Consider the following 12,951-nt stretch of genomic DNA (forward strand, 5'->3'; position numbering starts at 1 on the left):
ATTTTACTCTGAGGTATCTTTTTATCAACCACCTTTCTTGGAATTCCCTATGTTTGTATTATACAGGAAGCTCCATTTTGATATAATCTCCTGCTCCCCATTCCCCAATCTGCCGGAAAGCCGGGATGCCTGCCTGAATGCCCTTATTTATGCTTTCCTGTCAAAAGACGGCTTCTCCTCCAGATAATCCGGCAGTGCTTCCAGTTCCTCCCCTTTGCCGTTCTTTAGGGAACGGTACTCATTAAAGTAGATTCCGTAAAATTCCCTTTCTTTTTCCCGTTCAGCCGGAGTCCTCTCGCAAGCCCACCCGTATCCCGAACCGAGATACGTCAATACCTTTGTGCCCTGGCAGTAAATGTCCGCACCGTATCCCCCGCTTGTCAGGATGGGGCAGGTCAGCGTCCCGCCCCCTGCCAGGGCGAACTTCTTTTCGGCAAGGCTCTCCGTCCTCCCGTCCGCCGCCTCCAGAAAGTCAAGCAGCGTCAGCTCCCCGCTTCCATGGCATTTCGGATTGCCGCCCTGCCGCTTCAGCGCATTTTCAGCCTGCCGGTAAAGCGCCTTCCTGTCGGGCGACACATCAGACATATACTCTGCACACAGCTAATCCGGACAGAGTATGCACTGTGGAATACATGCCAAACACAAAAAACTCTCTGCGTCAGGCTGTCTTCAAAGGATTCCGCACAGACATGGTGTCGGAGGATATAGACTGACAAATCGTCCTCCGCCTATGGATATATTCCAGTTCTGCCCTGCCTGCAGTATTCGCCGCCTTCCGTGCCAGCTCCTTGATCTCGTCAGTAAACTCAGCCTTTGATTTACTGCTTTTCCCGGAACTTGGAATGATTGACCAGTCAGGCCCCCTGCCGCTCAATGGCATACTGTGTTTCGTATTTGCAGAATTTACTGCACTTAAAGCCGAAATTCCCATGAGTACACCTCACAATTCATTTTCCTATCTGCGGTTCCCCTTCCACTCAAAGCCACTCCTGCTCCCCTGATTCCCCAATCCGCCGGAACGCCGGGGATACCTGCCTTGTTGGGCTGTGGCTTATCGGGGATATACAGCCGATAGAATCTATTTTCTGTTCATGAAATCCCAATACGCCTGCATACTGTACTGGTAATATGCCGCCGCTTTTTTCTGGCTCAACAGCTTCATATCACTAATCTGTTTCTGGAACATATCCATGAAATTTGTCCTGTCGTTCAATCCCATCATACCCGTTCCCGGTGGAAGTGATGTAAGCCCTCCGTTCTTGTCTACACCCATATAGGATTCCAATGCAGTCATTTCCACTAATGAAGCATTCCGGGGATTTATTTTGTTGATATATATGGTCTGCTCGAATTCATCCCCATTCTCATCAACACCTTTTGCAATCACAGTCGGGTCATCTTCTGTTGAGCCTTCTGCATATTTGATATAGAAGGACAGCCCTGTCCCATTGCTGCCGGAATACAGCATATCATCTGTTTTCAGATAAACAGTATGGCCTTTCTTAACCGCCGCATTGTTTACCTGTTCTGCAAAATTCTTTCCTGTCGTATTCTGCTGTGTTTTTCTTGCTCCCTGCCATGCCGGATATCCCGCTGTACCTATTCCATTTACACTCATCTCCAAATATCCTCCATTATTTATTATCACGGCTCCTCTGTCGGTCAGAACCACGCCCGCTCCCTTGTAATAAGTCCGAGCGGTTCATTGCCTTATAAATACCCTCCCCCTCACCTCCGGGCAGACCGCAGAGGCAAAGCACTATGCGCCTCTGCGGAATAAGATGTAAAGAATATAAGTTCCATCTTACTGCTACAGAGAAAGTATGTCAAATTGTTTCGGTGATATATCCATTTTAAACAGAAACTGAAATGCTTGCCTCATGTTCCGCAGAAACCGTCTCTCCTGTTTTTGTATAGGTTACAGGCTCCTTTACGGCATCCATCTTTATTTCATCGGAGCCTATGCTGCCAGAATCTACATTATCCTTCAACAATACCTTTCCTTCTTCACTGATCTCCACGGTATCTGTATTGGTGTCAGCATTCCTGTTTCCCTCTATCCTATCTTCCAGCTTTTCACGTTCTTCCCTGCGCTTCTGGATAGCCTCTTCACGCTGCAACTTTGCTTTTTCCCTTGCCTCCCTTGCGTCTTCTTCCATTCCTTTGTCAGCTTCCGCCTTATAATCCTCCGCCTTACCGGAAAATTCATCAGCATACCCCATTGCGCGCTCCATTGTTGCTGTATCGCCTTTACGCCTTGCTTCCTTGAAAACACGCATAGGGGTATTCATCAGATTCATATTCGTCCTTGCTCCTACAAGACCTTCCATCGTCTTTGTATTCATAAAACCGCCTCCCAATCATCGTTTTTAAGAGCATATAAACCCTCATTTATTTTTTCGGTGGCGTGGATATACGATATTAGGTTTATGTTTCAAACAGCCGTTTTGGTGTCATGTGCGGTATCCGAAAACGGCATTAAAATAGATATCACGAAAATACCTTTTCCGGCTTCTTTATGCACTGCCCCGTTATATCTATTCACCACATCGCCAACATTCAGCAGGCCGATACCGTGTTCCTGTGAATCGTCTTTATTCGTAAAGCCTTCTGTAAGCTTTTCCGTCCTGTCCATACTGTTTTTTACTTCGATCAGAAAACATTTCTTTACAGTCCTCGCCTGAATATTGATAAAGCGGCTTTCATCTTTCTGCATCCTTCCACACGCTTCCAAAGCATTATCCAGTATATTGCCCATTAGGACACATAAGTCAAATTCATTGATGCAGCATCCCTTTGGCATCTGCATATCACATTCCCATTTGATGTCCTCCCCTTCCGCCTGTTTCCGCTTCAGGTACAGGAGAGCGTCCACCGCCTTATTCCCTGTCAAATCTCCCCCTGCATCCAGAATAACACCCTCCATATTTTTTAAGTAGTCCTCTATCTTCTCCCATTCTTTATTCCGTGACAGCGCCGTCAGAGCAATAATATGATTTTTCATGTCATGCCGTAACCGTTCCGACTGTCTGTACTGCTCCGTCAGCATTTTGTAAACCGAAATCTGCGAATGGTACTGGCTGCTCTTTTCCTGCTCCAGATAAATCCGGTTCATTCCAAACACATAAAACCCTGCCGCTGCCATAGAAAGGAAAGCCAAAACCAAAAATTCAGAATGGCTGAAAATCTGGTCGTAATACACCCCCATGCCGCCCCCGCTTCTGACCATAATTCCATTGCTCGCACCCAGGCTTGCCACATCATACACTGTAACGATCACAAGCAAAGGAACAGCCAATATGGCATACCACTTTCCCGGCTTGCCGCAAAAAACAGGCTCAAGACGTTTGGACATCAAATATATCGCAAATATGGCAAAGCAATAGCCAATACCGCTGACCAGTCCTCCTTTCCAACCTCCAAAAAGCGGTTCCGGAATCTTTTTTACCGTATGTAGGAAAAACAGCACCAGACAGTCTAAAAGAGAAGCGCAGAACTCTGATACCAGCTTTATAACCACTATCAGAATAGAGGCCGCCAAAATCCTTTTTTCCCTATCTGACCGAAAAAACAGTATCACCAATCCCACAAAGAATATAGAACCCGACACTGCGAAGAAGCTATACAGGTCAGGATACCGCCGACCCAAAATATTCCTTAACAGCAGGCTGCAAAAGGAAATGATTACAAACAACCGCGCCCTCCTTTTGGAAGTTCCTAAAAATTTCATGCAAAACTTGTCCGCCGCCCACAGACACCCCAAACAGAATGGCGCTACAATTAAAATATCAGCATAGTCTGAGAGTTGTTTCATAGTATACCTCCATTTTTCCGCATGACCTTAAGCATCTCCTGAACAAACTCGTCATACCTTCTCTTTGCAATCACGATTTTTTCCCCGTTTTCCAGAACCACTTCCTTCCTGCTATACCCGTCAACATATTTCAGATTTATAAGATAGCTTTTGTGGCATCTGAAAAAACCTTTATCCCGTATTTTGTTCTCCAGTTCCCCTATCTGTTCATAATAAGTAAAAATTCCTTCCGGTCCATGGGCATCGACTATTCTTCCTTTTATCTCGAAATAATATATATCATCAAGGAATAACTTCTTTTTCTGCCTTTCCCTGCTTACTATGATAAATTCCTGTGAACGGCTTTGTGTTTTAACGATGGCTTTTTGCAGTACATTTTTTAGTTTCCTGTCATCCACAGGCTTCAACAGATATTGGAAAGCCTCCACGTCATACGCTTCAAACACATACTCCCTGCTGGAAGATATAAAAATGAGTATCTTATCAGATGCCTTTTTACGAAAAGCCTGTGCTGTTTTCATCCCATCCAAATCCTGCATAATGATATCAAGGAAAACAATGTCAAAACTTTCCAGTGCCTGCAGCAGTTCCCCGCCGCTTCGGAACTGGCGGATGATGCATGGTATTTTCATTTCTTCCATAATTTCTTTAATTCTCTTTGCCATATTGCAGCATTCTATGACTTCATCATCACAAACCGCTATTGAGAGCATTTCATCACCTGCCTTATATGGGTATATCGTATATATCGACAAAAACGGGCATAAAGTTTTGTTAATGATATGAACGGGCTTTTTCGTGTAATAACCGTTTCAAATATATTTTTCGCCATTCGTCCGATATAAGGCGGCACAAACGCAAACCGCCGTGTAAGCATATTACCTCTGATTCCCCTTTCCAATACGCAGACCGCCGCATATGGCGGTTTGCCATAGCGGCGGTCTTTAATCATCAAAAAACACCATCTACTCTAACAATTTTTTCTTTAACATTTCAATCTCTGTTTTTGAGATACCTTTCTTTAATAAATAGTCTTCTATTGTTCCATATTTTTCTCGCAGAAATGACAAAACAGCATCCATATACTCAGATTTAATGTATAATAGAAAATCAGGAATGCCTCCCGGAACATTTTTTGCTATTTGAGACATTTGATACAGATAGGCATTTGATACTTCATAATCTGCAATAATGTCTATGTCCGCAACATTTCCTAAACCTCCATGCCCGCACACTTGGCACCACCATAAATGAAACTGTGCAGACGATAGGTTCTTGATTTTGTTTGTGCCGTTATTTATACTTATGGCAACGGCAAAAATCGTGTTTATTTTGGGCTGGAAGCCCGTTTCCTAAACTGATTTCAGGTACTCTCATTTGCACCACCACCTGTCCAGCCATTTAAGAACCCCGGTTCACGGCCAAAGGACGTATAGTAAAATGATAAGAGACAGAGTACCGTGCCGTAAATTCCACCAGGAGGTGCCAGTATGGATAGAATTTACGACAATTGTTGTGGTATTGATGTTCACAAAAAACTTATCGTTGCCTGCTTCCGATGCGGCAAAAAGCAGGACGTGCGTGAGTTTGGCGCAACAACCAGAGAACTCCTCTCATTGGCTGACTGGCTCAAAGAAGGCGGCTGTGAAATGGTCGCTATGGAGAGTACAGCCTCTTATTGGAAGCCTCTGTACAACATCCTTGAATCTTCTGACTTGAATGCCATGGTGGTCAATGCCCGCCATATGAAAGCTGTTCCAGGTCGAAAAACAGACGTAAAAGATGCGGAATGGATCGCTGACCTTTTACAGCACGGTCTGCTCCAGCCCAGTTACATTCCCGACAAAGACCAGCGGGAACTGAGGGAATTAGTCCGTTATCGCAAAAGCCTTGTAGGTGAACGTACCAGAGAATTGAACAGGCTCCAGAAGATGCTGGAAGGAGCCAACATCAAGTTGTCCGGGACCGTATCTGACATCAATGGCAAAAGCGCCCGCAGCATCCTGGAGTATCTCCTTACCGGGGAGCCCATCGATGAGGCAAAATACGATGAGATGTATAATCAGAAGGTCATTGCCCATAATCTCAAAGCCACCAGGGAGCAGATCATTGATGATCTCAATGGTGCCATGTCATCTCTCCAGCGCCGGATGATGAAGGAACTTCTCATCCATTTGGACGAACTGAATATTCACATCAGAAATCTGGATGATGAGATTGACAACTTCATGAAACCGGAGGAAAAGCAAGCTTCCCAGGCAATCCAGGACGTGACTGGCATAGGCAATACCAGTGCCCAGGCCATCATTTCTGTCATTGGTACGGATATGGAGCGTTTTCCAACGGATAAACACATTTCATCCTGGGCAGGGTTGTGTCCTGGAGACAATGAAAGCGCCAAAAAGAGAAAATCTGGAAAGACCAGAAAAGGGAACTCTCTACTACGGACAACATTGATCACCTGTGCGCATGCAGCTGTAAAAAACAAGAAGTCTTACTTCCATGCTCAGTTTATGCGGATAAGTGCCCACCGAGGGACAAGGCGTGCCTGTGTGGCCGTTGCCCATTCCATGCTCATTGCGATATACCACATCCTCAAGGATGGTGTTGTTTTCAAGGATCTGGGAGCTGATTATTACAACCAGTTCAACGAGGAACGCAAGATCAATGCATACCTTAAAAAGTTAAAAGCGCTTGGTTGGGAAGCTCCAGTAGTTGCCGCATAAACCTGTCAGTTAAGTTTAAAATCAGCTTTTTTGAGTTTGAGGGGGCAGTCTGCGCTTTTTTGGCTACCCGGAAGGTTGTGTTTCATAGTAATAAAAGCAGCAGCGCTGAAATTACTCCTGTTCTGTCTTTCCCCTCCTGGCAATGAAAAAGTGTGCCACCTTCTGAATCAGCCATTGTATGAAAAATTTGAAATATGGCTTCATCATTTTCATAATAAGAATTGCTACCATTCCCATACCCCATAAAGCCGTATTCAATGTTTCCATCCTGCCCAGTTCTATAAATTTTGCATCCATTGTTATATCTTCTCAAGATTTTTCACAAAAAAAATTTAAAAAATGAAAAAAAACAGTTGGCAAAATGCTCCTACCTGTGTTATAATAATTTTGTTCGCAGGATTAGTACATTGGTAGTATATCAGCTTCCCAAGCTGAGGAGGCGGGTTCGATTCCCGTATCCTGCTTTCAGGAAAGTTCTAAGATTTATCAAAAAACCAATCAAATTGTATTTGATTGGTTTTTATTTTGCCTGAAACTCAGGTATACTGCTTATAATCTGGCTTTTCTCATCTATGCTCCGCCTGTTCCCGTGGCTTTTGGTATTGCCTGTCGGCCCACTCACAGGTATGTGGATGCGGGTTTAAAGGTATTGTCAGCCCAGCCGCTGCTAGCTCGTATGGATTTGGACTAAAACAGGCGTAAAGCCTTTATTCAATCAGCAAAGTGCTGAGCGATATCGCTTTGTTGAGCCCGGGGAGCTATCATTTGATTTCACTGTCTTTCTGCCTCTCAAGAATCTCCTCCAATGTCCTGGGCGTATACTCCATGTAATCTATCATGGCGCCGCAGTTGAACATTTCGCAGGGCTTATCGTATAGCATCTCCATCTCGTATTTCACGCGCTTCATCATATTCCACTCAAAGCTGATATGCACATGCCCATACAAGTGATACCAGCCGTAGTAATGATGATTGAAGCAGGGAATAGGGTAATGGCTGAGCACGACTCCCTTTTTGTCAGGAAAAAGCAGTTCCTTATAATCTGTTATCTCCATGAAAAGAGACTGGAATTCCCGGTTTTTCAACAGATTCCTATCGTGATTCCCGACAATCAGATGTTTTTTTCCGTTCAGCGCCCTGACGATTTCATTGGTTTTAGTAGCGTTATACCAACTGATGTCCCCCAGGACAAATATCTCGTCATCTGGGCCTGCCGCATTGTTCCAGTTCTCTATCAAAGCCTCGTCATGTTCCTCTATGGTCTTAAAAGGCCTGTTGTCGAAAGCCAGCGCCGCTTCGTGGCCGAAATGTGTGTCCGCAATAAAGAAATATGCCATGGAATCTCTCTCCTTTCAGCCAGCCTGCGCCCCTAGGATATCAATCTGGCACATCCCCATGGTCTCCAGAGCCGCCTCGTGAGTCTTCGGCGTCACACCGGCGCAGCAGGAGGCATCCACGGCAATCTTCATCTCAGGAAAGTGGGCTTTCAGCAGCAGCGCGTTGGACACTACGCAGATATCCGTGCACAGCCCCACCAGTTCCAGCTCTATCTCTCCTTCAGCAGCCGCCTTGGCGATTTCCTCTACCAGCTTCGTGGAGCCGAATGTCCCTTTTTCGATAGTACGGTAATTTTTCTCCGACAGGGCGTACAGAATTTTTTCGTTCAAGAGCCAGCCGTCGCTGTCCTTGACGCAATGGGGCACAGGCAGCTTTTTACCCTCCGATGTCTCCAGATAATCCGCATGATGCGTGTCCAGAGTGGCGAATATCCTGCCCTCGAATCCCTCAATCTTTGCCGCCACATTGTCCACGATTCCCTGGGCCTCTTTCGTCCCCAGCGCTCCGTCCACGAAATCTTTCTGCATATCTACCACAATCAGAATCTTCTCCATAAAACCCCATCTCCTTATCTTTACGAAAAACCCCGGGACAGATATCCGTTCCCGGGGGATTGCATTCGCCTAAACTTATGCCAGTTTACTCTTTGCAAGCTCAGCCAGTGTCTTGAAGCCCTCGGCATCATTCACTGCCATCTCTGCCAGCATCTTTCTGTTGATTTCCACCTCAGCCAGCTTCAGTCCGTACATGAATCTGCTGTAGGACAGGCCGTTCATCCTTGCCGCGGCGTTGATACGGGCAATCCACAGCTGTCTGAACTGACGCTTTCTCTCTTTTCTGCCCGCATAAGCGTTGGCAAGAGCTCTCATGACAGACTGCTTCGCTATTCTGTACTGTTTGCTCCTTGCTCCCCTGTAACCTTTCGCAAGCTTCAATACTCTTTTATGTTTTTTCTTGGCGTTCAAGCCACCTTTAATTCTTGCCATTCTTAATCTCCTCCTGATTCTAATTTAAACCGCACATCTTGTCCGCCTTACAAGTAGGGCAGAATCTTCTTCATATTCTTCTCGTTCGTCTTGTCCGTTATGGCAGGTTTCCTCAGATTACGTTTGGTTTTCCGAGACTTCTTGGTCAAGATATGGCTCTTGTAAGCCTTATTTCTTTTCAGCTTACCCGTTCCTGTCACTTTAAAACGCTTTGCAGCAGATCTGTTTGTCTTCATTTTGGGCATAGCAATTTCCTCCTAAATTTTAATAATCTATATATACTCGGCGATAAAATCCTTTACAGCAAACGCCGTTTATATATTAACTCACTCATCCTAACGTTTTTCGGATAAAAACATCGTCATGCTCCGGCCCTCTACTTTCGGTGCCTTTTCAATCACCGCGATATCGGCCACGCTCTGGGCAAAATCATCCAATATGTGCTTGCTGGTGTTCATATGGGCCATCTCACGACCGCGGAACCGCAGCGTCACTTTCACCTTGTCGCCCTTGCTCAAGAATTTCCTGGCGGCATTGACCTTGGTGTTCAAATCGTTGGTGTCAATGTTGGGGGACAGGCGGATTTCCTTGATTTCAATGGTCCGCTGCTTCTTCTTTGCCTCTTTTTCCTTTCTGACCATCTCATACTTGTACTTGCCGTAATCGACGATCTTGCACACCGGGGGCTTCGCGGTGGGGGCAATCTTCACCAGATCCAAACCCGCCTCCTCAGCCATTCTCATTGCCTCTCTGGCGGGCATGATGCCCAGCTGCGCACCGTCCTCCCCAATCAGACGAATCTCCTTGTCCCGAATCTGTTCGTTAATCATTAAATCGCTAATGGTCTTATACCTCCCCATAAGAAAAGTGGATAGCATGACTATCCACTTTCACTCACCGAACACAGAGCAGCTTCCTGCCTGTGTATGAAATCTATGTCGTGAACGCTTACTGGCTCGATTGCCGTAAGGTGAGAGCGGATACTCTGCTTGGTCATGTGTTTCAGCACATCGTGTTCTTCACACTTTCTTACATTACCATAGATTTCATTTGTTGTCAATATCAAATTTTGATTTTTTTGTTTTTTGAATCCAGATTATTTCTCCGTAAACGTGGCGCAGGCCGTCTCTTTGCAGTCGCAGGCACCGCAGCCCTTGATATCCACATGGTCCGCATGACATTTATAGTTGGAATTGTAGACACATTTCACCGCTTCGCAGTCAATGCTGATGGTTTTGCTGGGATGCACCACAGAGCTTTTGAAAGAATCCATCCCCTCCCGCCTTTTGGTAAAACTCTCGCAGCAGGTCTCTTCACAGTCGCAGGCTTTTGTACCGCCCACGCAGATATCTCCCTTACAGCACAGATGCTCCTCGTTGTAGCCGCAGTTTTCCACCGCGCATTTCAAATCCGCCATATAAGCCTCCTTCTGCGCTGCTGTCCCGTTTAATGAAATCCATCTTCGGATTCGCGGCAAGCAGCGCAGAGGCGGCGAATCCGGACAGGACTTTCGTCCGCTCCGGTTCCGGCCGGATGCGGCACCTAGTCCTGTCAGAATCAGTATGCCCCATTCTTTCCGTCCTATTCTGATGTCAGTGAAAAGATAATTGATGATTTATACTGCTTAACGATTTCACTTGCCGTGAAACCAGACTGCATAACGCTGACTGGTTCAATCGCATGATTGCATTAGGCAGTATTCAGCGTTATGCAGTATAAATCACTTTGCGCTCTCCTGCACCTCTTCTTTGCGGATCTCCTTGGTGCGGATTTCTTCACAGATCTGGTCAAGGAACGCGGCAAGGGGTTTCTGTCCTTCGTCCCCGGCGAACCGGCTCCTGACGGACACTAGTCCCTCCTCTTCCTCCTGCTGACCTACCACCAGCATGTATGGCACTCTGTCCAGCCTGGCCTCGCGAATCTTGAAGCCTATCTTCTCGGAGCGGTTGTCCACTGTGGCGTCGATATCCTTATCTTTCAGCTCCTTCAGCACTTTTCCGGCATAAGCCTCGTACTTTTCGGAGATAGGCAGCACGCGCACCTGCTCCGGGCACAGCCAGGTCGGGAACTTTCCTGCGTATTTCTCAATGAGCCAGGCCAGCGTCCGCTCATAGCAGCCGATGGAAGTCCTGTGGATGATATAAGGACGGACCTTGTCGCCGTTCTCGTCGATATAGTACATGTCGAACTGCTCCGCCAGCAGGGCGTCCCACTGGATGGTGATCATGGTATCCTCTTTGCCGTACACGTTCCTGGCGTTGATGTCCACTTTCGGCCCGTAGAAAGCGGCCTCGCCCACATCTTCCACAAAAGGAATCCCCAGTTCCCCGAGCACGCGCCTGATAGAGCCCTCCGTCTCCTCCCATACTTCCGGCGCACCGATATATTTCTCACGGTTCTCCGGGTCCCATTTGGACAGATGATATGTCACGTCCTCCTCCAGCCCCAGGGTCTGCAGGCAGTACTGGGCCAGGGCGATACAGCCCTTGAACTCCTCCACCATCTGGTCCGGCCTGACAATCAGGTGTCCCTCGGAGATGGTGAACTGCCGTACCCTGGTAAGCCCGTGCATCTCCCCGGAATCCTCGTTGCGGAACAGCGTGGAAGTCTCGCCGTAGCGGCAGGGCAGATCGCGATAGGATTTCTGGCTGTTCTTGAACACATAGTACTGGAACGGGCAGGTCATGGGGCGCAGGGCGAAGACTTCCTTGTCTTTCTCTTCGTCCCCCAGCACGAACATGCCCTCTTTGTAATGATCCCAGTGGCCTGAAATCTTATACAGGTCGCTCTTTGCCATCAGCGGCGTCTTGGTACGGACATAGCCCCACTCCTTGTCCTCCAGATCCTCGATCCAGCGCTGGAGCTTCATGACCATCTTGGTCCCCTTGGGCGTCAAGAGCGGCAGTCCCTGACCGATTACATCCACCGTGGTGAACAGTTCCATCTCACGGCCCAGCCTGTTGTGGTCCCGGCGCTTGGCATCCTCCATGCGCTCCAGATGGGCCGCGAGTTCTTCCTTTTTGTTATAAGCGGTACCGTAGATGCGCTGGAGTCTGGCCTTGTCGGAATCACCTCTCCAGTAAGCCATGGAGGAAGAAATCAGCTTGAATGCCTTGACTCCTTTGGTACTCATCAGATGAGGCCCCGCGCACAAATCCACGAAATCGCCCTGACGGTAGAAAGAAATCTCCGCATCTTCCGGCAGATCCTGTATCAGCTCTACCTTATAGGGCTCGCCGCGATCCTCCATGAACTTCACCGCTTCCGCCCTGGGCAGGGTGAAGCGCTCCAATTTCGCGCCGTTTTTGATGATTTTCTTCATCTCCGCCTCAAGGGCGTCCAGATCCTCCCTGGAAAAAGGCTCATGGTCGAAATCATAATAGAATCCCGTGTCGATGCTGGGGCCGATGGCCAGCTTCACCTGGGGGAACAGGTTCTTCACCGCCTCTGCCAGCACATGGGAGGCCGTATGGCGGATGGTCGCCAGACCCTCCTCATCGTTTGCCGTGCAGATGCTCAGCTCACAGTCACAGTCGATGACTGTCCTCAGATCCACTACTTTCCCGTCCACCTTGCCGCAGCAGGCAGCCCTTGCCAGCCCTTCGCTGATGTCCAGGGCAATGTCGTATACGCTGAGAGCGTTTTCATACTCCTTGACGGAGCCGTCCTTCAATACGATTTTCATCTGTGTCCTCTCTCCTTTCTGTTCCTGCAGGCTCTCCTGCATCCGCATTCCTTCTTTTCCCTGCCCTGCTCCAGCTTCCCGGTGCCGGCTTCGCAGCCACTGCCGTCCCCATTGCCGCAGCCGATTATGACACCGTGGGGCAGGGGTGCCATCCGCAGGCCGTGAATGATTCCGGCCAGCAGGCATATGGCCCCTGTCATCCAGAGCATCGTCTTTGTCACGGTCACCTCCCCATCGAAACAGGTCTCTTTCAGCTTCCTGCAGTTCTCTTTGAACTCTTGCATTTTCTGTCATCTCCTTTTCCGAATTTTTCCATTTGCACATACCGAATTCAGCCGGGGATGTCCCCGCTGCCCAGAGTGAGCCCTGCGCGCCGCTCCGGCGGTGTCTTCCAAGCGCCCC

Annotated in this window: 16 protein-coding genes and 1 tRNA gene; 2 read left to right on the top strand and 15 right to left on the bottom strand. The window is 47.8% G+C overall.

Features of this window, described 5'->3' with window-relative positions; all coding sequences use genetic code 11:
• Window positions 1-147: 147 nt before the first annotated feature.
• The 6 genes from NFS35_RS23465 to NFS35_RS23490 form a co-directional block, all read right to left on the bottom strand.
• Complete coding sequence (locus NFS35_RS23465) at window positions 148-585, bottom strand: hypothetical protein (protein WP_251209486.1); 438 nt, start codon at window positions 583-585, stop codon at window positions 148-150.
• A 493-nt stretch (window positions 586-1,078) separates the two neighbouring features.
• Window positions 1,079-1,618, bottom strand: coding sequence for a hypothetical protein (locus NFS35_RS23470; protein ID WP_251209487.1), 540 nt, complete (start codon window positions 1,616-1,618; stop codon window positions 1,079-1,081).
• Between the two features lie 235 nt (window positions 1,619-1,853).
• The gene (locus NFS35_RS23475; RefSeq protein ID WP_251209488.1) at window positions 1,854-2,345 is read right to left on the bottom strand and encodes a hypothetical protein; all 492 of its coding nucleotides are present in this window, start codon (window positions 2,343-2,345) and stop codon (window positions 1,854-1,856) included.
• 89 nt (window positions 2,346-2,434) lie between these two features.
• On the bottom strand, window positions 2,435-3,541 hold the full coding sequence (locus tag NFS35_RS23480; RefSeq protein ID WP_251209489.1) for a sensor histidine kinase: 1,107 nt from the start codon (window positions 3,539-3,541) through the stop codon (window positions 2,435-2,437).
• 269 nt (window positions 3,542-3,810) lie between these two features.
• The gene (locus NFS35_RS23485; protein ID WP_251209490.1) at window positions 3,811-4,569 is read right to left on the bottom strand and encodes a LytR/AlgR family response regulator transcription factor; all 759 of its coding nucleotides are present in this window, start codon (window positions 4,567-4,569) and stop codon (window positions 3,811-3,813) included.
• 210 nt (window positions 4,570-4,779) lie between these two features.
• Window positions 4,780-5,049: a tyrosine-protein phosphatase gene (locus NFS35_RS23490; protein ID WP_251209491.1), complete on the bottom strand. Its 270-nt coding sequence runs from the start codon at window positions 5,047-5,049 to the stop codon at window positions 4,780-4,782.
• 255 nt (window positions 5,050-5,304) lie between these two features.
• Between NFS35_RS23490 and NFS35_RS23495 the strand changes: the two genes are divergently transcribed.
• Entirely contained in the window at window positions 5,305-6,540 is a 1,236-nt protein-coding gene (locus NFS35_RS23495; protein WP_251209492.1) for an IS110 family RNA-guided transposase, read from the top strand.
• A gap of 82 nt (window positions 6,541-6,622) precedes the next feature.
• On the opposite strand, the gene NFS35_RS23500 is transcribed toward NFS35_RS23495, so the two are convergent.
• Entirely contained in the window at window positions 6,623-6,784 is a 162-nt protein-coding gene (locus NFS35_RS23500; protein WP_408629652.1) for a tyrosine-protein phosphatase, read from the bottom strand.
• A gap of 149 nt (window positions 6,785-6,933) precedes the next feature.
• Between NFS35_RS23500 and NFS35_RS23505 the strand changes: the two genes are divergently transcribed.
• A tRNA-Gly gene (locus NFS35_RS23505) sits at window positions 6,934-7,004 on the top strand.
• A 297-nt stretch (window positions 7,005-7,301) separates the two neighbouring features.
• Here the strand turns inward: NFS35_RS23505 and NFS35_RS23510 are convergent.
• The 8 genes from NFS35_RS23510 to NFS35_RS23545 all read right to left on the bottom strand — a co-directional run bounded on the left by NFS35_RS23510 (window position 7,302) and on the right by NFS35_RS23545 (window position 12,833).
• Complete coding sequence (locus tag NFS35_RS23510; RefSeq protein ID WP_251209494.1) at window positions 7,302-7,877, bottom strand: metallophosphoesterase family protein; 576 nt, start codon at window positions 7,875-7,877, stop codon at window positions 7,302-7,304.
• A gap of 15 nt (window positions 7,878-7,892) precedes the next feature.
• Window positions 7,893-8,432, bottom strand: a complete 540-nt coding sequence (locus tag NFS35_RS23515) for a cysteine hydrolase family protein (RefSeq protein WP_251209495.1) — start codon at window positions 8,430-8,432, stop codon at window positions 7,893-7,895.
• Between the two features lie 75 nt (window positions 8,433-8,507).
• On the bottom strand, window positions 8,508-8,864 hold the full coding sequence (rplT, locus tag NFS35_RS23520) for a 50S ribosomal protein L20 (RefSeq protein WP_251209496.1): 357 nt from the start codon (window positions 8,862-8,864) through the stop codon (window positions 8,508-8,510).
• Between the two features lie 47 nt (window positions 8,865-8,911).
• On the bottom strand, window positions 8,912-9,109 hold the full coding sequence (rpmI, locus tag NFS35_RS23525; protein ID WP_251209497.1) for a 50S ribosomal protein L35: 198 nt from the start codon (window positions 9,107-9,109) through the stop codon (window positions 8,912-8,914).
• Window positions 9,110-9,199: 90 nt separating this feature from the next.
• Window positions 9,200-9,694 (bottom strand): translation initiation factor IF-3, encoded by a 495-nt coding sequence (infC, locus tag NFS35_RS23530; protein ID WP_251209536.1) that lies wholly within the window; start codon window positions 9,692-9,694, stop codon window positions 9,200-9,202.
• Between the two features lie 266 nt (window positions 9,695-9,960).
• Window positions 9,961-10,281 (bottom strand): DUF1540 domain-containing protein, encoded by a 321-nt coding sequence (locus NFS35_RS23535; RefSeq protein ID WP_251209498.1) that lies wholly within the window; start codon window positions 10,279-10,281, stop codon window positions 9,961-9,963.
• A gap of 303 nt (window positions 10,282-10,584) precedes the next feature.
• A complete protein-coding gene (thrS, locus tag NFS35_RS23540; RefSeq protein ID WP_251209499.1) occupies window positions 10,585-12,549 on the bottom strand; it encodes a threonine--tRNA ligase in 1,965 nt (654 codons plus the stop codon).
• Complete coding sequence (locus tag NFS35_RS23545; RefSeq protein ID WP_251209500.1) at window positions 12,546-12,833, bottom strand: hypothetical protein; 288 nt, start codon at window positions 12,831-12,833, stop codon at window positions 12,546-12,548. Before NFS35_RS23545 ends, thrS begins: the two co-directional genes overlap by 4 nt.
• Window positions 12,834-12,951 lie beyond the last annotated feature (118 nt).

Origin of the sequence: Acetatifactor aquisgranensis (genome assembly GCF_943193215.1) — a bacterium.
GTDB classification, from domain to species: domain Bacteria; phylum Bacillota; class Clostridia; order Lachnospirales; family Lachnospiraceae; genus Acetatifactor; species Acetatifactor aquisgranensis.